Here is a 22,200-nt window from a genome sequence, read left to right as displayed (position 1 = left end):
GACCGGGCCCGTGCTGCGCTGATCTGCCCGGCACGACCCGCCTTGCAGCCCGCCGCCTCGCGTTCTAGCGTTCCGGCGCATGACAAGAATGGGGGACGGCATGTATCAGGTGATCGGCGCGCGAACGACGCGCAGCTTCCGGGTGATCTGGATGCTGGAAGAGTTGGACCGGCCCTATCAGGTGACACCGGCCGCGCCGCAGTCGGACAGCGTGGTCAGCCTCAACCCCGGCGGCAAGGTGCCGGTGCTGGTCGCGGACGGGACGCCGATCTCGGATTCGACGGCGATCATCCAATATCTCGCCGACCGCCACGGCGCGCTGACCTATCCCGCCGGCACGCTGGAACGCGCCCGGCAGGACAGCCTGACCCAGTTCCTGCTGGACGAATTCGACGCGCTGCTGTGGACCGCCGCGCGTCACACCTTCATCCTGCCCGAAGAGCTGCGCATCGCCGGCATCAAGGACACCCTGCGGTGGGAGTTCCGCAACAGCCAGCAGACTTTGACCCGCCGCGTCGGCAACGGGCCCTTCCTGATGGGCGAGACGATGACGGTGCCCGACATCATCCTGACCCATTGCCTCGGTTGGGCGCAGGTCGCCCGCTTCGAGATCGCCGAGGACTGGCTGTCGGACTATCACCAACGCATGCGCGCCCGCCCGGCCTTCCAGCGCGCCGAGGCCAGCTGACGCGGGCAGTTTAAGATAGCCGCCCGTCGATGCCGGTTGAGGACGCGTCTCTCTAGCGGCGAAGGCGCGGGTCGAATCGTTCGGGTCAGGCTTTCAACGCTCCGAAGCCAGCCGCCGCACCGCTGCCTGTCCCGCCCATCTTCCCGAGCCGAGGCAGTGGGTCAGCAGGTATCCCCCGGTCGGCGCCTCCCAATCCAGCATCTCGCCGGCGGCAAACATGCCGGGCAGGGCGCGCAACTCCAGCCCCTCGGTCAGGGCGTCCAGCCGGATGCCGCCCGCCGATGAAATCGCCCGGTCGAGGCCGATCGGCCCGGCATGGCGCAGCGGCAGCGCCTTGCAGCGCGCGGCCCAGCCTTGCGGGGTTGTGGGCAGCGGGCCCCCCCACTCCAGCAGCAGCGCCACCCGCACCGGATCGCCCATGACCCGGCGCAGCCAGTTGCCGAGCGACAGCTTGCCGCGCGGCCGCTGGAACCGCGCCGCCAGCCGTTGGTGGTCCAGATCGGGCGCCAGATCCAGCGTCGCGTCTGCCCCGTCGCGGATCGCTGCGGCGACGGCATAGACGCCCCCGCCCTCGATCCCCTTGGACGAAATCACCCACTCGCCCCGGCTGGTCTGGTCGCCGGCATGGATCGCCACGCCCTTGACCGGCTGGCCAAACTGCCGCTGCATGGCGGGCGACCAGTCGACGCGCAGCCCCATGTTCGCGGGCCGGAAGGGCGCGATCGGCACGCCGCGTTCGGCCAGAAACGGCACCCATGCGGCGTCCGACCCCAGGCGCGGCCAGCTTGCCCCGCCAAGCGCCAGAACCGTGACGCCGGGGCGCAGCAGGCGCGCGCCCTCGGGCGTGTCGAAGGCGAGGGCATCGTCGCGGAACCCCTGCCAGCGCCAGCGGGTGCGCAGATCGACGCCCATGCCCCGCAGCCGCGCCAGCCAGGCCCGCAGCAGGGGCGAGGCTTTCATGCCCACAGGAAACACCCGCCCGGTCGAGCCGGTGAACAGCTCGATCCCCAGCCCCCGCGCCCAATCCATCACCTGCGCCGGGCCGAAAGCGCCCTCGGCGCCCGCGAAATAACCCTGCCCTGCAGGCGTGCTGCCAAGGGCGATGTGGCGGGAAAACAGCGGCAGCGGCTCGTCGCGGGTCAGGTTCAGCCCGGATTTCCCGGCCATCAGCAGCTTGCGCGCGGGGGTGGGCATCGCCTCGGCCACAATGACCTGATGGCCGGCGCGGGCCAGTTCCTCGGCCGCCATCAGCCCCGCCGGGCCGGCGCCGATGACCAGGGCCGCGCCATCCATCCGCTAGCGCGACCCGCGCGGCATCATCGCGAGGCGAATCAGCGCGCGTTCGATCAGCGGCATCTGGGGCGCGCGGGTGGCGCTGCGCAGTTGCAGGTCGGTTTCCAGCAGATGATGCAGCGCGTCTTCCAGGTTGCGCATCCCCCAGGCCTGCACCTGCCGCGCCATGCGGTCGCGGCGCGGGCCAAAGACCGGCGGGCGCAGCCGCGAAAGCCCCGCCTGCGCCCCGCCCGGATCGGCGCTGGCGGCGTGCAGCGCGCGGAAATGGCGCAGCGCGGCGATGCAGATCGTCACCGGCAGGATGCCCTGCGCCTCGATCCGGCGCATCAGCGGGCCGAAATCGCCGGTCCGCCCCTCGGCCACGATGTCGATCAGGTCGTCGACCTCGGCCTCGACCGTGCTGGGGGCCAGCAGCGCGATCTCGGCCGGTTCCAGGGGTGTCGAATCGCCATGCTTGTAGAGCCCGATCTTCTCCACCATCTGCCGGAAATCGCCGGGGTCGAGCGCGCGCGACAGCGTCACCAGATCGCGCATCGCGGCCTGCGGCACCTCGCGCAGACCGGCGGCGGACAGCCAGGCGGCGATCTCGTCCTGACCGGGCGGGTCGTCATAGATCGGCGCGGTCACGGCGGTCTTGTGGGTCTGGAACAGCTTTCGCAGCGCCGATGACTTGGTCAGCCCGCCCGCCGTCACGACAATGGCCGCGTCGCCATGGGACCAGTCATTGATCGCGGCCTCGACCGCGGGGGCGGTGGCATCGGGCGCGTCCTCGACCAGCACCACGCGCTGACCGGGGAAGAAGCCGACCTCTTTGATCGCGTCGCGCAGCAGGGTCTGGTCCTTGCGTAGCTCGCTGCCGGCGATGCGGGTCAGGCGCATCTCCTCGTCCGCGTTCGGGCCGGTCAGGGCGGCCACCGCCTCGGCCCGCTTCAGCGCCACGCGCATGGCGTCCTGCCCATAGATCAGCAGCGCCGGCCGGGTCGGGTCGGGCCGGGCGAGATAGCGGTTGATCTCGGCCCCCTTCAGGATCATGGCGTCAGCTTGCTGGCCAGCAGCCGGGTCACGATCTGGTCGGCCAGCATCACCATCAGCCGCTCATGCGCGTCGCGTTCCGCCGAGAGCGTCGCGATCGAGGTGCCGATGGCGGAATAGCTGGTAAAGCTGCTGACCCGCCCGCCGGCCACCACCGCGCCGGTATCCAGCCGGCTCAGCGAGAAATCGGCGGTGCCGTTCAGCGAATAGCGCGTCGTCACCTCGTCCCGCGTGATGCCTTGGGCCAGCGAGGCGGTGGTTAGCCGGTAATCGAGCGCGAATTCGGCGTCGTTTTCCGGCCCCAGCCGCTCGATCATCCGGCCATTCATGGCAAAACTGTCGACATCGTCCGGCGCCCGCAGCGCCACCCGGCCATACAGCGCGCGCCCGCTGCCGCCCGGCCCATAGGCCGGGGTCAGCGCGCAACCGGTCAGCGCCAGCCCGGCCCAGGCGCCGGCGCCGAGCAACAGGCCGCGCCGGGTCAGGCCGTCAGGCAACGACATTGACGATCCGCCCCGGCACCACGATCAGCTTTTTCGGGCTGGCGCCTTCCAGGAAACGCTGCACGGTGGGATCGGCCAGCACCAGCTGTTCGATCTGGTCCTTGGGCATGTCCTTGGGCACGGTGATCTCGGCCCGGCGCTTGCCGTTGATCTGGACCGGCAGGGTGACGCTGTCATCTTCCAGCATCGCCGGATCGACCTGCGGCCAGGGCGCGTCGACCACCAGCCCCTGACCGCCCGCCTTGGCCCAGACATCCTCGGCCAGATGCGGCACCATCGGCGACATCAGCACGGCGAGGATCCGCAGCGCCTCTTGCCGCTGCGCGCCGCCGGCAGGCGACTTCGCGATGCTGTTGGCGAGGCTGTAGATCCGGGCCACGGCCTTGTTGAAGGCGAAACCCTCGATCGACGCGGTGACATCGGCAATCGCGCGGTGGGCGGCCTTGGCGAGGTCGGGATCGTCGCCGACCTCGGGCGTCTCGGCGGCCATGCGCCAGACGCGGGCGAGGAACTTGTTGGCCGCCTCGGCCCCGGCGGCGGTCCATTCCACGTCCCGTTCGGGCGGGCTGTCGGACAGCATGAACCAGCGCGCGGTGTCAGCCCCGAAGCTTTGCACGATGTTCACCGGATCGACGACGTTCTTCTTGGATTTCGACATCTTGGCCGAGGGCACGATCTGGACCGGCGTGCCGTCAGCCAGATGGCCGTCCTGAACATCTTCGGGCAGGTGATAGACCGGCCGGCCGCGCGCGTCGGTGGTCTTGTAGATCTCATGCGTGACCATGCCTTGGGTGAACAGCGCGTTGAACGGCTCGCGCGCGGATTCGGGCAGGTGGCCGGTCTGCACCATCGCCCTGGCGAAGAACCGGGAATAGAGCAGGTGCAGGATCGCGTGTTCGATGCCGCCGATATACTGGTCGACATTCATCCAGTAATCCGCATCCGCCCGGTCGGTGGGCGTGTTGGCATTGGGCGAGGTGAAGCGCGCGTAATACCAGGACGAATCGACAAAGGTGTCCATGGTGTCGGTCTCGCGCCGCGCCGCGCCGCCGCATTGCGGGCAGGTGGTCTGCGCCCAGCTTGGGTGCCGGTCCAGCGGGTTGCCGGGGCGGTCAAAGCTGACATCCAGCGGCAGCAGCACCGGCAGGTTCTCGCGCGCTTCCGGCACGGTCCCGCAATCCGCGCAATGGACGACCGGGATCGGACAGCCCCAATAGCGCTGCCGCGAGATGCCCCAGTCGCGCAGCCGGAAGCGAGTCACGCCGCGGCCCCAGCCCTGCGCCTCGGCCAGTTCGATGGCGGCGGCCACGGCGGCGTCGCCGGTCTGCACGGCCTCGCCAGCGAGGGGGCGGACATATTCCACCGCCTCGCTGCGGGTCGGGACATAGGGTTCGGCCGCGACCAGTTCATCGGCCTGCGCCGTGGTCATGCCGGGCTGGCCGAAGGCGGCGCGAATCGGCAGGTCGTATTTCTGCGCGAATTCGTGGTCACGCTCGTCATGGGCGGGGCTGCCGAAGATCGCGCCGGTGCCGTAATCCATCAGCACGAAATTCGCCACCCAGACCGGCAATTCCCACGCCGGATCAAGCGGATGCTTCACCCGCAGCCCGGTGTCGAAGCCCAGCTTGGGCGCCGTTTCGATGGCTTCTTCGGTGGTGCCGACGCGCTTGCATTCGGCGATGAAGGCCGACAGTTCCGGCTGCTGCGCCGCCAGATCGCGGATCAGGGGATGATCCGGCGACAGCGCCACGAAGGACGCACCCATCAGCGTGTCGGGGCGGGTGGTATAGACCTCGATCGGCTTGGCGCCTGCGGGGGCGTCGACCAGATCAAAGCTGAATTCCAGCCCGCGCGACCGGCCGATCCAGTTGGCCTGCATCAGCCGGACCTTTTCCGGCCAGCCGTCCAGATCGTCCAGCGCCTCCAGCAGCTCTTCGGCATGGTCCGAGATGCGGAAGAACCACTGCGTCAGCTCCTTGCGCTCGACCGGCGCGCCCGAGCGCCAGCCCTTGCCGTCGATCACCTGCTCGTTGGCCAGCACCGTCATGTCGACCGGGTCCCAGTTCACCTGCGCCGATTTGCGCGTGATCAGCCCGGCCTTGAGCATGTCGAGGAACATGGCCTGCTGCTGATGGACATAGGAATCGTCGCAGGTGGCGAATTCTCGGCTCCAGTCGATGGACAGGCCCAGCGGCTTCAGCTGGTCGCGCATGGTGACGATGTTGGCATAGGTCCAGTCGCGAGGGTGGCCGCCCTGTTCCATCGCCGCGTTCTCGGCCGGCATCCCGAAGGCGTCCCAGCCCATCGGATGCAGCACGGAATATCCCTGCGCGCGCTTGAAGCGGGCCACGACATCGCCCATCGCATAGTTGCGGACATGGCCCATATGCACCCGGCCCGAGGGGTAGGGGAACATCTCGAGGACATAGTATTTCGGCCGCTCGTCCCGCACGGCGCGAAAGCTGTCGGCCTTGGCCCATTCCTGTTGCCAATGGGGTTCGCTGCGGGCGGGATCATAGGGCATGGTGGCTCCGGAGGGCATGAGATTGCCCCGCGGGTTTAGCCAAGCCGCGCGTGAGGGTCCAGCGGGCGCTTGCAGTCCGGTGCGACAGCTTGGTGCTACAGCTTGCCGTCGGCGACGCGCAACTGCCGGGCACGGGTCAGGATCGCATCCTCGACCGCGGCGGCGGTGCCCGGTGCGACCGCCGCGCCCCCCGGCCCCTGCAGCGACAGCCGCAACGAGCGCGCATCCAGCGCCGGATCGGTGATGTGAATGGTCGCGCGATAGCTGCGCCCGCCGCCGGGCGGGGTGCCATAGCCGGTGACGATCACGCCGGTATAGGGGTCGATGGACTGGATGGGCAGAAAGTTCAGCACATCGAGGCTGGCGTTCCACAGATACTTGTTCACCGCGACGGTGTTGTTGGGCGACTGCCGGTTCGAGAACAGGTCCCAGATGGTCGATTCGCGTGCCTCGCTTGCGCGGGTGCCCTGCTGCTGGGCCTGGGCCTGCGCCGACTTCCCCCCGCCGAACACCCGGCCCCCGCCACAGGCCGACAGCGACAGTGTCGCCACAAGGATCGCAGCGGCGCGGAACGCAAAACGGGTCATGGCACTGTCCTTATCTTGTCTCGCCCCTGCGGGCCTTGCCGCTAGTTAGCGCAGAACAGGCTGGGCGGACAAGCAATTCCCGCGCGGCAAGAGCGCCGGCGGCAGGCGGGGCGGCCGGGCGCGCAGGGGCCGCGTCTGCCGCTTTATCCGCTCGGAAGCGGGCGCGATGACGGGGCGATCACCGATGTGTGACCAATAAGCACCACAGATGCGGCAATCCCGTTCCGGGCCGGGCGTTTCCGTTGCAAAGAACGGGGGAAAGCGCGAAATGGTCAGCATACCCAAGGGGCAGACATGCCTTTGGGGGTTACTTCGAGAGACAAGAGGGAACACCATGAAAAAGGTTCTGTTTGCGACCACCGCGCTCGTCATGACCGCCGGCGTCGCTGCTGCTGAAGTCGCCGTGTCGGGCGACGCCCGTATCGGTCTGCGCTACGAGAGCAACACCAACTACGGCGATTTCGCCCGCAATGCTGCTGGCGACATCATCGGCTACGACGAGGGCGACAGCTCGTGGAACGTCGTCAACCGTGCCCGCGTCAAGTTTCACATGACCGGTGAATCGGATGCTGGCATCACCTTCGGCGCCAAAGTGCGTGCCGACCAGGCTGCTCGCGCCAACCGCGGCGACAACAACTCGTCCACCGCTGGTGAAGTCTACGTGTCGGGCGCCTATGGCAAGCTGACCGCGGGCGACATCGACGGCGCGCTGGAAAAAGCCGTTGGCGACCTGCCGGAAGTCGGCCTGACCGGGCTCGATTTCTGGAACGAATTCGCCTACGCGACCTCGGAAGAAGTCGGTGGCGACGCCTCGCTGCTGTATGAATACAGCTTCGGCAACGCCAACATCTACGCCTCGTTCAGCGATGGCTACATCGGCAACACCTCGATCAAGCGTGACGACAACGCTTGGGCCATCGGTCTCGGCTACGACCTGGGCGACTACACCTTCGGTATCGGCTACGAGAGCGCCGAATACACGATCAACCCCTTCGTGATCGATGACGATGGGATCGAATCGGTCGCCGTTGGCCCGCTCGGCTTCGCCGCGCCTTCGGATACCTGGGGTATCTCGGGTGGCACGTCCTGGAACGGCATCACCTTCAAGGCTGCCTACCTGAAGACCTCGTCGGATGACGATCTTCTGGACTACGCCCAGTACGGTCTCGGCATGGGCTACGAGATGTCGAACGGCGTCGGCCTGACCGCCTTCTACCGCAAGAACGACTTCAAGAACGTCGACGTTGACGGTCGTGCGTTCGGTCTTGGCGCCTCCTACGATCTGGGCGGCGGCGCGACCATCAAGGGTGGCGTGGTCGACTCCAAGATCAACGTCGGTTCCTACGACATCGACAACACGCTGGCCGACTTCGGTCTCGAGTTCAAATTCTGATCGTCTGATCGGATGAACGAAGCAAAGAGCGGGCCTTGCGCCCGCTCTTTTCTTTTGTGACTCTGCGCGCATGGGACTGGATGACATCACCCGCCGCCTGCGCGCGGCAGAACAGGACGCGGGCCGAAAGCCCGGCGCCGTCAAGCTGATCGCGGTCAGCAAGGTGCAGCCGCCCGACCGGGTTCTGGACGTGCTGAAGCAGGGCCACCGCGTCTTTGGCGAGAACTATGTGCAAGAGGCGCAGGCCAAGTGGCCGGACTGGCGCGAGACATGGCCCGATGTCGAACTGCACATGATCGGCCCGCTGCAATCCAACAAGGCCAAGCAGGCCGTGGCGCTGTTCGACGCGATCCACACGCTCGACCGCATGTCGCTGGCCCGCAAGCTGGCGCAGGCGGTTCAGGCGCAGGGCCGCTCGCCCGCGCTCTTCGTGCAGGTCAACACCGGGGACGAGCCGCAAAAGGCCGGCATCCTCGCCGATGAACTGCCCGGCTTTCTGGACCAGCTTCGCCCGATGGACCTGATCCCGCAGGGGCTGATGTGCATCCCCCCCGAACACGCCGATCCGCAGCCGCATTTCCGCGTGTTGCGCAAGCTGGCGCAGGATGCGGGGCTGCCCGCCCTGTCGATGGGGATGAGCGCCGATTTCGAAACCGCCGTGGCCGAGGGTGCGACGCATATCCGCGTCGGAAGCGCGATCTTCGGCGCCCGCGACTATGGCCCGGCACAATGACCGCTGCCCCAAACAGGAGAGAGTGATGGATTACGTGACTTCCCACGGCGCGCGCGTCCCGGCCCTTGGCTTCGGCGTCTTTCGCATGTCCGATGCCGAGGTCGAAGAGATCGTGCCCGCCGCGCTCGAAGTCGGGTTCCGGCATTTCGACACCGCGCAGATCTATGACAACGAGGCCGCACTGGGCCGCGCGCTGCACGCCGCCAAGGTGCCGCGGGAAGAGCTGTTCCTGACCACCAAGGTCTGGGTGAACCGCTACAGCCCCGGCGATTTCGCCAATTCCGTCGATGAAAGCCTGGAACGGCTGGGCGTCGATCAGGTCGATCTGCTGCTGCTGCACTGGCCCGGCCATCAGGTGCCGATCGCCGAGCAGATCGAGATGCTGAACGAGATGCAGAGCACCGGCCGCACCAACTTTATCGGCGTCAGCAACCAGAACCGCGCGCAGCTGCGCGAAAGCGTCGAACTCAGCGCCGCGCCGATCCTGACGAACCAGGTCGAGATCCATCCCTATCTGGACCAGTCCGCGCTGGCTGACACCGCGCAGCGGCTGGACGTCATGCTGACCGCCTATTTCGTCATGGCCAATGGCCACATCCCCAACGACCCGCTGATGCAGCGCATCGGCGAGGCGCATGGCAAGACTGCCGCGCAGGTGGCGCTGCGTTGGGCGCTGAAACTGGGTCATATCGTGCTGACCAAGACCGCGACGAAAGAGCGGCTGGCCGAGAATTTCGACCTGTTCGACTTTGACCTGACCCCGGCCGAGATGCGCGAGATCGGCAGCCTCGCCCGCCCCGATGGCCGCATTGTCGAGCCGAAGGAACTGGCCCCCGACTGGTCGCTATAGGCGGATCAGGTTTCACGCGGCCTGTCCTGACACCGGATCGGCGCCGGGCTGGCCCTTTGGCAATCGATGCCCAACCGGCAGGTCAGCCCGACGCGACTTAACGACTCGCGCCGGGCGTTTCCCTCAGCCGTTCAGATCGGCGAAGCTGCGCCCTTCCTTCGCCAGCTGGCGGATCAGCGCGGGGACGGTCCAGCTTTGCGGATCGCTCGCCGCCAGTTCCTCGAACTCGCGCAGCAGTTCGGGCAGGCCCCATTCATCCGCCAGCTTCATCGGCCCACCGCGCCAGCGCGGGAAGCCATAGCCGTGGATCATCACCAGATCGACATCGGCGGGGCGGTTGGCGATGCCCTCGGCCACGATATCGGCCCCCTCGGCGATCATCGACAGCGCCAGCCGGCGCGAGATCTCGTCCGGCGCGAAAGCGCGCCGGGTGACGCCCGCCTCGGTCGAGGCACGGCGCACCTCGTCATCGACAACCGAAGACGCCACCGGCTTGCCGTCGACATAATCATACCAGCCCGCCTTGGTCTTGCGGCCGAGCCGGTTCAGATCCTCGACCATGCGGTCGGCGACGGGGATATAGCGGCCGCGGATGGCCTCGCCCGCATCGCGTTTGCGCTTGCGGTTGGCATAGGCGATGTCCAGCCCGGACAGGTCCTGGGTGGCATAAGGCCCCATCGCCATGCCGAAATCGACCATCGCGGCATCGACCTGCGCCGGCAGCGCGCCTTCCAGCAGGGTCACGTCGGCGGTCTGGCGATAGCGGGTCAGGATGCGGTTGCCGATGAAGCCGTCGCAGACCCCGGCCTCGACCGCGATCTTGCCCAGCCTACGGGTCAGGGCAAAGGTGGTGGCGAGGGTCTGGGCCGAGGTCTCGCTGGCGCGGATCACCTCGACCAGCTTCATTAGATGGGCGGGCGCGAAGAAATGCAGCCCCAGGAAACGCTGCGGGTTCGGCACCACCTCGGCGATGCGGTTCACGTCCAGATAAGAGGTGTTGGTGGCAAGGATAGTGTCCTCGGGCAGGGATTTGCCGAGCCGCTCGAACAGCGTCCGCTTGACCTGCAGATCCTCGAACACCGCCTCGATCGCCATATCGACCTGTGGCAGCGCGGCGTCGGGGCCGTTCAGGAAGGCGAGCGTGTCGGACTGCCGACGGTCCGATTCGGCCTGCGACAGCTTGCCCCGCGACACCGCCTCGTCGAACAGCTTGCCCAGATTGGCGCGGGCGCGGGTTTCGGCGTCGGTGTCGTTTTCCAGCAGGGTCACGCGCAGCCCGGCCGAGTTCAGCGCATAGGCGATCCCGGCGCCCATGGTCCCGCCGCCGACGACCAGGACATGATCGACCGGGGCCGGCTCGACCCGCTTCAGCGCGGGTGAGGCGCCCGCGCCGCGTTCGGCGAAAAAGACGTGGCGCAGCGCCCGGGCCTGCGCGCCTTGGCGCAATTCAAGGAAGGTCTGACGCTCGCGCGACAGCCCCTCGGCCAGCGGCAGTTCGGCGGCGGCCTCGACCAGTTCGATGGCCCGCAGCGGCGCGATCTGGCCGCGCAGTCGCCGCGCCGCGTGGTCGCGGGCGGCTTGCGCGGCCTCGGCTGCGGGGGCAGGGGCGGGCATGTCGGCAATGGCGGGATGCAGGCGCGACAGGTCGAGCGCCAGCGCCTCGGCCAGCGGATCGTCGGCCACGGCGTCGACCATGCCTTCGGCCAATGCCTGCCGCCCCTTCAGCGTGCGCCCGGTCGAGATCAGCGGCAGCGCGCGTTCAAGCCCGATCAGCCGCGGCAGGCGCTGCGTGCCGCCCGCGCCGGGCACGACCCCCAGCGTCACCTCGGGCAGGCCCAGCACCGCATCCGGCGCGGCGATGCGATAGCGGCAGGCGAGCGCGATTTCATAGCCGCCGCCCAAGGCCGCGCCGTTGATCGCGGCGATGGCGGGCAGGTCCGACAGCGCGTCCAGCACCTCGGGCAGATGCGGTTCCAGCGCCGGGCCGTCGAATTCCCTGGCATCGGCCCCGGCGACAAAGGCGCGTCCCGCCCCGGTCAGCACCACGCGGTCGATGCGGCCTGCCTCCAGATCCGCGCGCGCCTTGGCGCAGGCGTCCAGCAGGGCGCTGCGGACGGCCTGCGAGATCACGTTGACGGGCGGATTGTCGATGGTCAGGATCAGGGCGCGGTCGCGGATTTCGGCTTTGACGGGGTCTGACATCTTGCGGGCCTTTCAGCGGATCATGGGGCGCGGCTCAGGTGACGGCGGCGCGGGTCTGGTATTTCGGGTCGGTCCATACCTGACGGCGCAGGCAGTCCGCCATGATTTCGACGGCGTCGAACAGGTCGGTATGGCGCAGATAGAGCGGCGCGAGGCCGAAGCGCATCAGCCCCGGCTCGCGGAAATCGCCGATCACGCCCTGCTCGATCATGGCGCGGATGACGGCATAGCCGTGCGGGAAGGTGAAGGCCACCTGACTGCCCCGCACAGCACTGTCGCGTGGCGAAGCGAGTTGCAGCGCCGCGCAATCGGGATGCTGCTCGACCAGCGCGATGAAGCTGTCGCCAAGCGCGCGGCTTTTGGCGCGAAGGGCGGCAAGGTCCACATCGTCGTAAAGCTGCAGTGCGGCCTCGACTCCCTTCAGGCCAAGGATGGGCTGGGTGCCGGTCAGAAAGCGGCGGATGCCGTCCTGCGGGCGGAAATCACGCTCGAACGCGAAGGGGGCGGCATGGCCCCACCAGCCGGTCAGCGGGTGGCGCGACGCCTCATGGTGGCGGTGCGCGGCATAGAGAAACGCCGGCGCGCCTGGCCCGCCATTGAGGTATTTATAGCTGCACCCGACCGCAAAATCGACCTCGCACGCGTCCAGTTCCACCGGCACCACCCCGGCCGAGTGGCAGAGATCCCAGATCACCAGCGCGCCCGCGCGATGCGCCTTGTGGGTGAGCTCGCGCATGTCCAGCAGCGCACCGCTGCGGTAATCGACATGGGACAGCACGACGACGGCGACATCGTCATCCAGCAGATCGTCAAGCGTGTCGCCGTCCCGGCCCAGCAGGCGGGTCCGATGCCCCTCGGCCGCGCCTTCGATGATATAGAGATCGGTCGGGAAGCTGCCCGCCTCGGCCAGGATCGTGCGCCGGTCGGGGCGCAGCGACAGCGCCGCCCGCAAAGTCTTGTAAAGGTTGATCGAGGTGCCGTCGCAGGCCACCACCTGCCCCGGTGCCGCCCCGATCAATCGCCCCAGCCGGTCGCCCAACCGCTGCGGCAGGTCGAACCAGCCGGCATCGTCCCAGCTGCGGATCAGCCCCTGACCCCATTCCTGCTCGACCGTGTGCGACAGCGTCGCCACCGCCGCCTTGGGCAGCGGCCCCAGCGAGTTGCCGTCCAGATAGATCACGCCCTCGGGCAGAATAAAGCGGTCGCGCATATAGGCCAGCGGATCGTCCCGGTCCAGATCGGCACATTCCTCGCGACTAAGCATGACCCCGGCCCCCCTCTGGCGTTGCGCCGGCAGCTTTACAACAGCGCGGCCGGGCGTCAAACCTTTCGCGTTGGGGGCAGGATCGGGGGGCGCTTATGGACAGCGTGGCAGGGCAGGGGGCGCAGATGCTCTATCGCGGTTTCACGCAGGCCGAGTTGCAGCGTGAATATTCGCCCGGCTCGATGGTGGGCGGCGATATCTCGCCCTATCTGGCCGCCTATCGCGCGCTCAGCACCGAGGCGCGGGCCGGGATGCAGGTGGCCGAAAACCTGCGCTATGGCTCCGATCCGCAGCATGTGCTGGATTATTTCCCCGCGCCCAACCCCGCTGCCGGGCTGCATGTCTTTATCCACGGCGGTTACTGGCAGGCGCTGAGCCAGCGCGATTCGGCCGCCATGGCGCCCGCGCTGCATGAACAGGGTCACGCCTTTGCGACGCTGAACTATACCCTCGCCCCCGATGCGCGGCTGGGGCAGATGCTGGCGGAATGCCTGCAGGCGCTGTGCTGGCTGGGGAGGCAGGCCGAGACGCTGGGCTTCGATCCGCAGCGGGTCACGCTGTCGGGGCATAGCGCCGGCGCGCATCTGGTGGCGATGGTGCTGGCCGATCACGGTCAGGCGCTGGCGGCGTCCGGCCTGCAAGTGACCGAGGCGGTGTTGATCAGCGGCGTCTATGATCTGGAACCCATCGCGCTGATGTCGGTCAACGACAAGCTGCAACTGACTGACGCCGAAATCGACGCGCTGTCCCCCTGCGCCGCAGCGCCGCGCCCGGGCTTCGCTACCGCATTACCGTGGGCGAGCGCGACACGGCCGAGTTCATCCGCCAGAGCCGCGACTATGCCGAGCATCTGCGCCGCGCCGGCTGCGATGTGGGGTTTCAGCTTCAGCCGGGGCTGCATCATTACGATATCATCCTGCACCCCCATGTCTTTGCCGAGGCCGGGTGAGCGGCAACATGCTTTGCGTTCAAATATTTCATGTTTGAGATTTGCCGAAAACATGTCAGGCTGACCTGCACCGCGCCCCCATGACCAAGCAAAGCAGGACCATCACCACATGAGTCGACAGCCGCAACTGGGACCGACCGCGCATGTTGACAGCTTCACGCGCGACAACCTGCCTCCGCCCGATCTGTGGCCGGAACTGGAACTGGGGCGCTTTCAATACCCGGAATATCTGAATGCCGCGGTCGAGCTGACCGACCGGATGGTGGAGCAGGGGTTTGGCGACCGCGTGGCGCTGATCGGCAATGGCCGCATCCGCACCTACAAGGAACTGACCGACTGGACCAACCGCATCGCCCATGCGCTGGTCGAGGATTACGGCGTCAAGCCGGGCAACCGCGTGCTGATCCGCTCACCCAACAACCCAGCCATGGTCGCCTGCTGGCTGGCCGCCACCAAGGCGGGTGCGGTGGTGGTCAACACCATGCCAATGCTGCGCCGGGGCGAGTTGTCGCGGATCGTGGACAAGGCGCAGATCAGCCACGCGCTGTGCGACACGCGGCTGATGGACGACCTGACCCGCGTCGCGCAGGAAAGCGACTATCTGGACACCGTCATCGGCTTTGACGGCAGCGCCAACCACGATGCCGAGCTGGACCGCGCCGCGCTGACCAAGCCGGTGCAGTTCGACGCCATCCGCACCGGGCGCGACGACGTGGCGCTGCTGGGCTTCACCTCGGGCACGACGGGCGAGCCGAAGGCCACGATGCATTTCCACCGCGACCTGCTGATCATCGCCGACGCCTATGCGCGCGAGGTGCTGGACGTGCAGCCCGAGGACGTGTTCGTCGGCTCGCCGCCGCTTGCGTTTACCTTTGGGCTGGGCGGGCTGGCGATCTTTCCGCTGCGCTTCGGGGCCTCGGCGGCGCTGCTGGAAAACGCCTCGCCGCCGAACCTGATCGAGATCATTCAGGCCCACCGCGCGACCATCTGCTTTACCGCGCCGACCGCCTATCGGGTGATGATGCAGGCGATGGATGCGGGCGCCGATCTGTCCAGCCTGCGCGCCGCCGTCTCGGCGGGCGAGACGCTGCCGGCCCCGGTCTATGAGGAGTGGAAACAGAAGACGGGCAAGCCGATGCTGGACGGGATCGGCTCCACCGAGATGCTGCATATCTTCATCTCGAACCGTTTCGACGATTCCCATCCGGGCTGCACCGGGCGTCCGGTCAGCGGCTATCGCGCGCGGATCATCGGGCCCGACGGGCAGGAACTGCCGCCGGGCGAGCTGGGGCGGCTGGCGGTGCGCGGCCCGGTCGGCTGCCGCTATCTGGACGACCACGACAAGCAGCGGAACTATGTGCTGGATGGCTGGAACCTGACCGGCGACACCTTCTTGCAGGATGACGAGGGGCGTTTCCACTTTGCCGCCCGCAATGACGGCATCATCCTGTCGGCGGGCTACAACATCGCCGGACCCGAGGTCGAGGCCGCCTTGCTGGCCCATCCCGACGTGCTGGAATGTGCCGTGGTCGGCGCGCCCGACCCGGATCGCGGGCAGATCGTGCGCGCCCATGTGGTGATGCGGCCGGGGGTCGGGACCGGCCCCAACATGGCGCGCATCCTGCAGGATCACGTCAAGCAAGAGATTGCGCCCTATAAATATCCGCGCAAGATCGTGTTTCAGGATAGCCTGCCCAAGACCGAAAGCGGCAAGATCCAGCGCTTCCGGCTGCTGGAAGACCGCGACTGACGACCCGCCGGCAAAACCGGGCACAGACCCGGCCCCGGCCCATGACACAACAGGGAGACGAACATGCAGAAGACAAAGATGCATCTGGCCGGGGTCAGCGCCGTGGCGCTGACGCTGGCGACGCTGACGGGGGCCGGGGCTGCGCTGGCCGCGCCGGTCAAGGTCGGGATGATCACCACGCTGTCCGGCGGCGGTGCCGGTCTGGGGATCGACACCCGCGACGGCTTTCAACTGGCGCTGAAAAACGCCGGCGACGCCGCGTCCGAGGTCGAGCTGCACATCGAGGACGACCAGCAAAAGCCCGATGTCGCCGTCCAGATCGCCGACAAGATGATCCAGTCCGATCAGGTCGATGTGCTGACCGGCATCGTGTGGTCGAACCTCGCCATGGCGGTGGTGCCGGCGGCGGTCGCGCAGGGCAAGTTCTACCTGTCCACCAACGCCGCGCCCTCGGCGCTGGCGGGGCGGGGTGTGATCCGAAATATTTCTCGGTCTCGTATCAGAACGACAACATGCACGAGGCGGCGGGCGCCTATGCCAGCAAGGCCGGGATCGGCAAGGTGCTGATCATGGCGCCGAACTATCCTGCCGGGAAGGACTCGCTGACCGGCTTCAAGCGGTTCTATGACGGCGAGGTGGTGCAAGAGATCTATACCCAGGTCGGCCAGACCGATTATGCGGGCGAGATCGCACAGATCCGCAACAGCGGCGCGGATGCGGTGTTCTTCTTCCTGCCCGGCGGCATGGGCATCGCCTTCATGAAGCAATATGCCGAATCCGGCGTCGATACCGCGCTGATCGGCCCCGCCTTCAGCTTCAGCCAGGACATCCTGCCCGCCGCCGGCGATGCCGCGCTGGGGGTCAAGAACACCGCCAACTGGTCGCGCGATCTGGACAATCCGGCCAACGCGAAATTCGTCGAAAGCTTCCAGGCCGAATATGGCCGTCTGCCCTCGCTTTATGCGGCGCAGGGATATGACACCGCGAACCTGCTGCTGTCGGCGATGCAAGCGGCCGATGTGGGCGACGCCGACGCCTTCCGCGCGGCGCTGGCCAAGGCCGATTTCGACAGCGTGCGCGGCAATTTCCGCTTTGGGTCCAACCAGCACCCGATTCAGGATTTCTATGTCCGCGAGGTCGTCCGCGACGGCGACACTCTGACCAATGACATCATCGAGCCGGTGCTGACCGACCATGCCGATGCCTATGCCGAGCAGTGCAAGATGTAATCCCGTCTGACGCGGGGGCGGCGCTCCGCCTCTGCGCCAAGCAAGCTCGCTGAAGGGGGCAATGTGCTACTTGTGGCCGAGCAGGCGCTGAATGGCCTGCAATACGGGATGATGCTGTTCCTGATGGCAGCGGGGCTGACGCTGGTCTTCGGCGTCATGGGGCTGATCAATCTGGCGCATGGCTCGCTGTTCATGGTGGGCGCCTTCGCCTGCGCCTGGGTGGCGGCCGCGACGGGGTGGTTCTGGCTGGGCCTGCTGGCCAGCCTTGTCGCCGCCGCAGGGGCCGGCGCGCTGGTCGAGATGCTGGTGATCCGTCGCCTGTATCGGCGCGACCATCTGGATCAGGTGCTGGCGACATTCGCGCTGATCCTGGTGTTTTCCGAGGGGACGCGCTGGGTCTTCGGCTCTTTCCCGCTCTATCTGAACCTGCCGTCGGCGCTGTCGGGCGCGGTCACGCTGCCCGGCGGGCTGGTCTATCCGCTGTTCCGGCTGGTCATTATCGCGGTCGGGGCGGCGGTGGCGGTGGGCCTGTGGCTGCTGATCACCCGCACGCGGCTTGGCATCCGCATCCGCGCGGGCGAGGCCGACCGCGAAATGATCGCGGCCCTCGGGGTCGACATCGCCCGGCTTTACACCATCGTCTTTGCCCTTGGCGCGGCGCTGGCCGGGCTGGCGGGGGCGCTGGTGGGGTCGATCCAGTCGGTGCAGGTCGGCATGGGCGAGCCGGTGCTGATCCTTGCCTTTGTCGTCGTCGTGATCGGCGGCATCGGCTCGATCAAGGGGGCGCTGATCGGCGCGCTGCTGGTCGGCATGACCGACACGCTGGGCAAGGCCTTGCTGCCCGATCTCTTCGCGCGCTTCAGTCAGGCGCCGGGCGGTGACGCGATCGGGGCGTCGCTGGCCTCGATGCTGATCTATATCCTCATGGCGCTGGTGCTGATCCTGCGGCCGCAGGGCTTGTTCGGGACAGGGGCGTGACCATGCAGGAACCCACCCACAGCGCCGGCCAGACCATGAAGCGACCGGGCGCCCTGCGCGAGGCGCTGATCAACCTTGCCATCCTGCTGCTGCTGGTGGGGGTGGCCATCGCCGCCCATCTGGCCGGGCAGGGCTTCACCGTGACGCTGGCGACCAAGGTCGCGATCCTCGCGCTGGCCGGCGTGGGGCTGAACCTCGCGCTTGGCTATGGCGGCATGATCTCGTTCGGTCATGCGGCGTTTTTCGGCATCGGCGGCTATGTGACCGGCATCCTCGCCAGCCATGCCGCGGACGGCACGCCGGTCTTCACGCTGCCCTTCACGGTGATGGGCAGCAACGACATGCTGGGCATCTGGCCCATGGCGATGCTGGTCGCGGGGGCGGCAGCCGGGCTGATCGGGGCGCTGTCGCTGCGGACCAAGGGCGTCTATTTCATCATGGTCACGCTCGCCTTCGCGCAGATGATCTTCTACTTCGCGCTCAGCTGGTCGCGCTATGGCGGCGAGGACGGGCTGAGCTTTTATGTCCGCAACAACTTTCCGGGCATGAACACTTTTGACCCGATCCAGTATTTCGCCATCTGCGCCGGGCTGTTGGCGCTGGCGCTGCTGCTGACGGCGATGGTCACGCAGTCACGCTATGGGCTCGCGCTGCAGGCGGTGCGGCAGAACAGCCTGCGCGCCGCCGCGGTGGGCATCCGCCCCTATGCGATCCGGCTGACCGCCTTTGTGCTGTCGGGGATGCTGACCGGGCTGGCGGGGTCGCTGTACGCCGATCTCAACCGCTTTGTCAGCCCGGCGATGCTGTCCTGGCACATGTCGGGCGAGATCATGGTGCTGGTCATCCTGGGCGGGGTCGGGCGGCTGTGCGGGCCGGTGGCGGGGGCCGCGATCTTCATCCTGCTGGAACATCTGCTGGGCGGCGTCAGCGAATATTGGCAGGCGCTGCTGGGGCTGCTGCTGCTGGTCATCGTGCTCTTCTCGCCCGGCGGGCTGATCGGCATCCTGACCGGAAGGGCGCGACATGGCTAAGCCCTTGACCGACGAACCGGTGCTGGAGATCAGCGGGCTGCGCAAACGCTTCGGCGCGCTGGTCGCGACCGACAATGTCAGCCTGACCCTGCGCCCGGGCGAGATCCACGCCCTGATCGGCCCGAATGGCGCGGGGAAATCTACGCTGATCAAGCAGATCACGGGCGAGATCCGCCCCGATGCCGGCACCATCCGCTTTGACGGGCAGGTGATCGACCGGCTGGACGGGGCGGCGCGCGCCCGTCTGGGGCTGGCGCGCAGCTTTCAGGTGTCGAGCATCATTCCCGATTTCAGCGTGCTGCAAAACGTCATGCTGGCCGTGGCGGGCGCCGATGGCCACGTCTTTCGCTTCTTTCGCCCGGCGCTGGCCGATGACGCCCTGACCGCGCCCGCGCTCTATCACATCGCCCATGCCGGGTTGGAGGACCGCGCCCACAGCCCCGCAGCCGAGCTGTCCCATGGCGAGCGGCGCAAGCTGGAAATCGCCATGGCGCTGGCGCTGCGGCCGCGCGCCTTTCTGCTGGACGAGCCGATGGCGGGCATGGGGGCCGAAGGCGGGCGGCAGTTGACCGCGATCCTGTCGGCGTTGAAATCCGACGCGCCGATCCTGCTGGTCGAACATGACATGGACGCGGTGTTTGCGCTGGCCGACCGCATCTCGGTTCTGGTTTACGGCCAGATCATCGCGCAGGGCAGCGTGGCCGAGATCCGGTCCGATCCGCAGGTCCGCGCCTCGTATCTGGGGGAAGAGGCATGAGCCCGCTGCTGGAGATCGAGCGGATCACTGCCGGTTATGGCCCGGTGCAGGCGCTGTTCGGCGTCTCGCTGCGGATGGAGGAGGGGCAGGTGGTGGCGCTGATGGGCCGCAACGGCATGGGCAAGACCACCACCATCCGCTGCATCAGCCGCCTGCTGCCCCTGACCGGCGGCACCATTCGCGTGGCCGGACAGGACATCGCGCGTCTCAGCATCCCCGCCGTCGCGCGGCTGGGGGTCGGGCTGGTCCCCGAGGGGCGGCGCTGTTTCGCGCCGCTGACCGTGGCCGAGAACCTGATCGTCGCCGCCCGCCCCGGCCCCTGGGACATGGCCCGCGTCTGCACGCTGTTCCCGCGCCTGGCCGAGCGGATGGGTCAGGTGTCGGCCACGCTGTCGGGGGGCGAGCAGCAGATGCTGGCCATCGGCCGCGCGCTGATGACCAATCCGCGCCTGCTGGTGCTGGACGAGGCGACCGAGGGGCTGGCCCCCGTCGTGCGGCAGGAAATCTGGGACGGCGTCCGCGCGCTGAAGGCGCAGGGGCTGTCGATCCTGCTGGTCGACAAATCCCTGCGCGAAATCTGCGCCGTGGCCGACCGCGCGGTGATCCTGGAACGCGGCGAAAGCGCCTGGGCCGGACCCATCGACGACCTGACCGCCGACCTCAGCGACCGCTATCTGGGCGTCTGACGCCGCGGCGGCGGGTCGCAGGGTGGGGTCACATCCGGTCTGGTCATGGCGCGCGCTTCGTGGATGCTGTCAGCAGGCGATTCGTTTCAGGAAGGGCAGGGCCGATGACCGGACAACCGACGATTTTCGATCTGGCACTGGACGCGAATGACGCGAATTTCGTGCAGCTTTCGCCGCTGTCCTATATCGCGCGCACCGCCGCGATCTATCCCGACCTGCCCGCCGTCAGCTATGGCGAGGTGCGGCGCAACTGGGGCGAGACCTATGCCCGGACAAGGCGTCTGGCCTCGGCGCTGGCGCAGCGCGGGATCGGGCGCGGCGATACCGTGTCCATCGTCGCCGCCAATATCCCCGAGATGTTCGAGGCGCATTTCGGCGTCCCAATGTCCGGCGCGGTGCTGAACACCATCAACACCCGGCTCGACGCCGAGGCGATCGGCTTCATCCTCGATCACGCCGAGGCGCGCGTGCTGCTGGTCGATCCCGAGTTTTCCGACACCGTCGCCCGCGCCGTGCGCATGGCGAACCGGCCCGATCTGCTGGTGGTGGACATCATCGACCCCTCATTCGAGGGCGGGCAGCGCATCGGGCGGCTGAGCTATGACGAGCTGCTGGCCGAGGGCGACCCCGAATTCGACTGGAAGCTGCCCGAGAATGAATGGGACGCGATCAGCCTGAACTATACCTCGGGGACGACGGGCGATCCCAAGGGCGTCGTCTATCACCATCGCGGCGCGGCGCTGAACGCGAGCTCGAACATCGTGACCTGGGGGATGCCGCATCACGCCAGCTACCTGTGGACGCTGCCGATGTTCCACTGCAACGGCTGGTGCTTTCCCTGGACCATCGCCGCCAATGCCGGGATCAGCGTCTGCCTGCGCGCGGTGCGTGCCGACGACATCTTCCGCCTGATCCGGGACGAGCGGGTGACGCATTTCTGCGGCGCCCCCATCGTGCTGAACATGCTGGTCAACGCCGCCGCCGAGTTCAAGGATTTCTCGCACCCGGTCAAGGTGATGACCGCCGGCGCCCCGCCCCCCGCCACCGTCATCGCCAATATGGAGGCGATGGGCGTCGAGGTGACGCAGGTCTATGGCCTGACCGAGACCTATGGCCCCTCGGTCGTCAGCGCCTGGCAGGCGAAATGGGACGATCTGGATCCCGATCAGCGCGCCCGGCTGAAGGCGCGGCAGGGGGTGCCGAATACTGCGCTGGAAGGGCTGATGGTCGCCGACCCCGAGACGCTGGAACCGGTCGCGCCGGACGGCAAGTCGATGGGCGAGATCTTCATGCGCGGCAACAACGTCATGCGCGGCTATCTGAAGAACCCCACAGCCACCGCCAAGGCGTTCCGCGGCGGCTGGTTCGCTTCGGGCGATCTGGGGGTGGTCCATCCGGACGGATATATCGAGATCAAGGACCGGCTGAAGGACATCATCATCTCGGGCGGCGAGAATATCTCTTCGGTCGAGGTCGAGGATGTGCTGTATCGTCATCCCGACGTGCTGGAAGCCGCCGTGGTCGCGCGCCCGGACGAGAAGTGGGGCGAAAGCCCCTGCGCCTTCGTCACGCTGAAGCCGGGCCGCAGCCTGACCCAGGACGATCTGATCCGCTTTTGCCGCGAGAACATGGCGGGCTTCAAGGTGCCGCGGACCTTCATCTTTGAGGAATTGCCCAAGACCTCGACCGGTAAGGTGCAGAAATACATGCTGCGCGACCGCGCCCGCAATCTGAACCGCTGACGGGGTCGC

At 67.6% G+C, this 22,200-nt stretch carries 18 protein-coding genes and 1 pseudogene; 12 read left to right on the top strand and 7 right to left on the bottom strand.

What is annotated here, in order from left to right:
- Window positions 1-100 precede the first annotated feature (100 nt).
- Complete coding sequence (locus CYR75_RS11005; protein ID WP_101500084.1) at window positions 101-688, top strand: glutathione S-transferase family protein; 588 nt, start codon at window positions 101-103, stop codon at window positions 686-688.
- A gap of 93 nt (window positions 689-781) precedes the next feature.
- On the opposite strand, the gene CYR75_RS11000 is transcribed toward CYR75_RS11005, so the two are convergent.
- The 5 genes from CYR75_RS11000 to CYR75_RS10980 all read right to left on the bottom strand — a co-directional run bounded on the left by CYR75_RS11000 (window position 782) and on the right by CYR75_RS10980 (window position 6,627).
- The gene (locus CYR75_RS11000; RefSeq protein ID WP_101500083.1) at window positions 782-1,981 is read right to left on the bottom strand and encodes a TIGR03862 family flavoprotein; all 1,200 of its coding nucleotides are present in this window, start codon (window positions 1,979-1,981) and stop codon (window positions 782-784) included.
- A gap of 3 nt (window positions 1,982-1,984) precedes the next feature.
- Window positions 1,985-3,013 carry a DNA polymerase III subunit delta gene (holA, locus tag CYR75_RS10995; protein WP_101500082.1) on the bottom strand — a complete coding sequence of 343 codons (1,029 nt, stop codon included), beginning with the start codon at window positions 3,011-3,013 and terminating at the stop codon, window positions 1,985-1,987.
- A complete protein-coding gene (lptE, locus tag CYR75_RS10990; protein WP_101500081.1) occupies window positions 3,010-3,516 on the bottom strand; it encodes an LPS assembly lipoprotein LptE in 507 nt (168 codons plus the stop codon). The genes holA and lptE overlap by 4 nt, the downstream gene beginning before the upstream one ends.
- Window positions 3,503-6,040 (bottom strand): leucine--tRNA ligase, encoded by a 2,538-nt coding sequence (gene leuS, locus CYR75_RS10985; protein WP_101500080.1) that lies wholly within the window; start codon window positions 6,038-6,040, stop codon window positions 3,503-3,505. The genes lptE and leuS overlap by 14 nt, the downstream gene beginning before the upstream one ends.
- Window positions 6,041-6,135: 95 nt before the next feature.
- Complete coding sequence (locus tag CYR75_RS10980) at window positions 6,136-6,627, bottom strand: DUF3576 domain-containing protein (protein WP_101500079.1); 492 nt, start codon at window positions 6,625-6,627, stop codon at window positions 6,136-6,138.
- Window positions 6,628-6,961: 334 nt separating this feature from the next.
- Here CYR75_RS10980 and CYR75_RS10975 point away from each other — a divergent pair, with 334 nt between their 5' ends.
- From CYR75_RS10975 to CYR75_RS10965, 3 genes are all read left to right on the top strand, one after another.
- Entirely contained in the window at window positions 6,962-8,020 is a 1,059-nt protein-coding gene (locus tag CYR75_RS10975) for a porin (RefSeq protein WP_158644643.1), read from the top strand.
- A gap of 70 nt (window positions 8,021-8,090) precedes the next feature.
- Window positions 8,091-8,753: a YggS family pyridoxal phosphate-dependent enzyme gene (locus CYR75_RS10970; RefSeq protein ID WP_101500077.1), complete on the top strand. Its 663-nt coding sequence runs from the start codon at window positions 8,091-8,093 to the stop codon at window positions 8,751-8,753.
- A gap of 25 nt (window positions 8,754-8,778) precedes the next feature.
- Window positions 8,779-9,603, top strand: coding sequence for an aldo/keto reductase (locus tag CYR75_RS10965; RefSeq protein ID WP_101500076.1), 825 nt, complete (start codon window positions 8,779-8,781; stop codon window positions 9,601-9,603).
- Window positions 9,604-9,726: 123 nt separating this feature from the next.
- Here the strand turns inward: CYR75_RS10965 and CYR75_RS10960 are convergent, their stop codons facing one another.
- Both CYR75_RS10960 and kynU read right to left on the bottom strand, forming a co-directional pair.
- Window positions 9,727-11,805, bottom strand: coding sequence for an FAD-dependent oxidoreductase (locus CYR75_RS10960; RefSeq protein ID WP_101500075.1), 2,079 nt, complete (start codon window positions 11,803-11,805; stop codon window positions 9,727-9,729).
- 34 nt (window positions 11,806-11,839) lie between these two features.
- Window positions 11,840-13,069 (bottom strand): kynureninase, encoded by a 1,230-nt coding sequence (gene kynU / locus CYR75_RS10955; RefSeq protein ID WP_101500074.1) that lies wholly within the window; start codon window positions 13,067-13,069, stop codon window positions 11,840-11,842.
- Between the two features lie 95 nt (window positions 13,070-13,164).
- On the opposite strand from kynU, the gene CYR75_RS10950 reads away from it, so the two are divergent.
- From CYR75_RS10950 to CYR75_RS10915, 8 genes and pseudogenes are all read left to right on the top strand, one after another.
- Window positions 13,165-14,082: an alpha/beta hydrolase gene (locus CYR75_RS10950; RefSeq protein ID WP_225972695.1), complete on the top strand. Its 918-nt coding sequence runs from the start codon at window positions 13,165-13,167 to the stop codon at window positions 14,080-14,082.
- A gap of 45 nt (window positions 14,083-14,127) precedes the next feature.
- Window positions 14,128-15,768, top strand: a complete 1,641-nt coding sequence (locus tag CYR75_RS10945) for an AMP-binding protein (RefSeq protein WP_101500073.1) — start codon at window positions 14,128-14,130, stop codon at window positions 15,766-15,768.
- Between the two features lie 78 nt (window positions 15,769-15,846).
- A pseudogene (locus tag CYR75_RS10940) lies at window positions 15,847-16,997 on the top strand (ABC transporter substrate-binding protein).
- Between the two features lie 108 nt (window positions 16,998-17,105).
- Window positions 17,106-17,975: a branched-chain amino acid ABC transporter permease gene (locus CYR75_RS10935; RefSeq protein ID WP_264080921.1), complete on the top strand. Its 870-nt coding sequence runs from the start codon at window positions 17,106-17,108 to the stop codon at window positions 17,973-17,975.
- Window positions 17,976-17,977: 2 nt separating this feature from the next.
- Complete coding sequence (locus tag CYR75_RS10930) at window positions 17,978-19,006, top strand: branched-chain amino acid ABC transporter permease (protein WP_225972694.1); 1,029 nt, start codon at window positions 17,978-17,980, stop codon at window positions 19,004-19,006.
- Entirely contained in the window at window positions 18,999-19,763 is a 765-nt protein-coding gene (locus CYR75_RS10925) for an ABC transporter ATP-binding protein (protein WP_101500071.1), read from the top strand. Before CYR75_RS10930 ends, CYR75_RS10925 begins: the two co-directional genes overlap by 8 nt.
- Window positions 19,760-20,449, top strand: coding sequence for an ABC transporter ATP-binding protein (locus tag CYR75_RS10920; protein ID WP_101500070.1), 690 nt, complete (start codon window positions 19,760-19,762; stop codon window positions 20,447-20,449). The genes CYR75_RS10925 and CYR75_RS10920 overlap by 4 nt, the downstream gene beginning before the upstream one ends.
- 104 nt (window positions 20,450-20,553) lie before the next feature.
- On the top strand, window positions 20,554-22,191 hold the full coding sequence (locus tag CYR75_RS10915) for an acyl-CoA synthetase (protein WP_101500069.1): 1,638 nt from the start codon (window positions 20,554-20,556) through the stop codon (window positions 22,189-22,191).
- The last annotated feature ends 9 nt before the right edge of the window (window positions 22,192-22,200 follow it).

Origin of the sequence: Paracoccus jeotgali, from assembly GCF_002865605.1 — a bacterium.
Taxonomy (GTDB): domain Bacteria; phylum Pseudomonadota; class Alphaproteobacteria; order Rhodobacterales; family Rhodobacteraceae; genus Paracoccus; species Paracoccus jeotgali.
Note: the sequence above shows the minus strand (reverse complement) of the source record. Positions and strands in the feature narration are given on the sequence as shown.

What these genes read in the sequence shown, in the direction of transcription:
- CYR75_RS10980 (WP_101500079.1), bottom strand. Translation starts at nt 6,627, where the DNA reads ATGACCCGTTTTGCGTTCCGCGCCGCTGCGATCCTTGTGGCGACACTG.
- kynU (WP_101500074.1), bottom strand. Translation starts at nt 13,069, where the DNA reads ATGCTTAGTCGCGAGGAATGTGCCGATCTGGACCGGGACGATCCGCTG.
- CYR75_RS10970 (WP_101500077.1), top strand. Translation starts at nt 8,091, where the DNA reads ATGGGACTGGATGACATCACCCGCCGCCTGCGCGCGGCAGAACAGGAC.
- CYR75_RS10960 (WP_101500075.1), bottom strand. Translation starts at nt 11,805, where the DNA reads ATGTCAGACCCCGTCAAAGCCGAAATCCGCGACCGCGCCCTGATCCTG.
- leuS (WP_101500080.1), bottom strand. Translation starts at nt 6,040, where the DNA reads ATGCCCTATGATCCCGCCCGCAGCGAACCCCATTGGCAACAGGAATGG.
- CYR75_RS10950 (WP_225972695.1), top strand. Translation starts at nt 13,165, where the DNA reads ATGGACAGCGTGGCAGGGCAGGGGGCGCAGATGCTCTATCGCGGTTTC.
- CYR75_RS11005 (WP_101500084.1), top strand. Translation starts at nt 101, where the DNA reads ATGTATCAGGTGATCGGCGCGCGAACGACGCGCAGCTTCCGGGTGATC.
- CYR75_RS10915 (WP_101500069.1), top strand. Translation starts at nt 20,554, where the DNA reads ATGACCGGACAACCGACGATTTTCGATCTGGCACTGGACGCGAATGAC.
- CYR75_RS10965 (WP_101500076.1), top strand. Translation starts at nt 8,779, where the DNA reads ATGGATTACGTGACTTCCCACGGCGCGCGCGTCCCGGCCCTTGGCTTC.
- CYR75_RS10920 (WP_101500070.1), top strand. Translation starts at nt 19,760, where the DNA reads ATGAGCCCGCTGCTGGAGATCGAGCGGATCACTGCCGGTTATGGCCCG.
- CYR75_RS10975 (WP_158644643.1), top strand. Translation starts at nt 6,962, where the DNA reads ATGAAAAAGGTTCTGTTTGCGACCACCGCGCTCGTCATGACCGCCGGC.
- CYR75_RS10945 (WP_101500073.1), top strand. Translation starts at nt 14,128, where the DNA reads ATGAGTCGACAGCCGCAACTGGGACCGACCGCGCATGTTGACAGCTTC.
- CYR75_RS10925 (WP_101500071.1), top strand. Translation starts at nt 18,999, where the DNA reads ATGGCTAAGCCCTTGACCGACGAACCGGTGCTGGAGATCAGCGGGCTG.
- CYR75_RS10930 (WP_225972694.1), top strand. Translation starts at nt 17,978, where the DNA reads ATGCAGGAACCCACCCACAGCGCCGGCCAGACCATGAAGCGACCGGGC.
- holA (WP_101500082.1), bottom strand. Translation starts at nt 3,013, where the DNA reads ATGATCCTGAAGGGGGCCGAGATCAACCGCTATCTCGCCCGGCCCGAC.
- CYR75_RS11000 (WP_101500083.1), bottom strand. Translation starts at nt 1,981, where the DNA reads ATGGATGGCGCGGCCCTGGTCATCGGCGCCGGCCCGGCGGGGCTGATG.
- CYR75_RS10935 (WP_264080921.1), top strand. Translation starts at nt 17,106, where the DNA reads ATGATGCTGTTCCTGATGGCAGCGGGGCTGACGCTGGTCTTCGGCGTC.
- lptE (WP_101500081.1), bottom strand. Translation starts at nt 3,516, where the DNA reads ATGTCGTTGCCTGACGGCCTGACCCGGCGCGGCCTGTTGCTCGGCGCC.